We start from the raw sequence: 675 nt of genomic DNA on the forward strand, positions 1-675 counted from the left end.
AGAAGCCCTGGATCTGGCCCGCGTGAAGGTCGACCGCCAGCACGCGATCGGCACCCGCCTCGGTGATGAGGTTGGCGACGAGCTTGGCCGAGATCGGCGTGCGCGGGCCGGGTTTGCGATCCTGCCGTGCATAGCCGAAATAGGGGACGACTGCCGTGATCCGCTTGGCTGAGGCGCGACGCAGCGCGTCGATGCAGATCAGCAATTCCATGAGGTTGTCATTGGCCGGATAGCTGGTCGACTGGACGACGAAGACGTCCTCGCCACGCACGTTCTCGTGGATTTCGACGAAGATTTCCTCGTCGGCGAAGCGGCGCACCTGCGCGTCCACCAGCGGCATTTCGAGATAGGCCGCGATCGCGCGGGCAAGCGGCAGGTTCGAGTTGGCGGCCATGATCTTCATGTGGCGAATCCCCGTCAGAAACTGAGGCTCCCGCCTAGCCGAGCGTCATGGAAACGCAACAGAGGGGAGAGAGTTTTGAAGATGAGTTTTCGCGGAGTGCGGGAAGTGCATCCGCACTTCCCTTGCTGGAGCACCGGCCCACAAGCCTTCGACGGATGTCGAAGGCGCACAATCAGCGACTCTTATGCTCGCCCTTGATCCAGCGGACCGTGCCGCTCGAAGCGCGCATGACGACGCTTTCGGTGGTCATCCGGCCGCCGCGCAGATACTTC

At 62.8% G+C, this 675-nt stretch carries 1 protein-coding gene; it reads right to left on the bottom strand.

The features are described 5' to 3' along the window. Window positions 1-403: ribose-phosphate diphosphokinase (prs, locus tag F2B26_RS16635; RefSeq protein ID WP_159811189.1), on the bottom strand; the 403-nt coding region annotated here is incomplete at its 3' end. Between the last annotated feature and the right edge of the window lie 272 nt (window positions 404-675).

Source organism: Cellulomonas citrea, from assembly GCF_009829685.1.
GTDB lineage: Bacteria > Actinomycetota > Actinomycetes > Actinomycetales > Cellulomonadaceae > Cellulomonas > Cellulomonas citrea.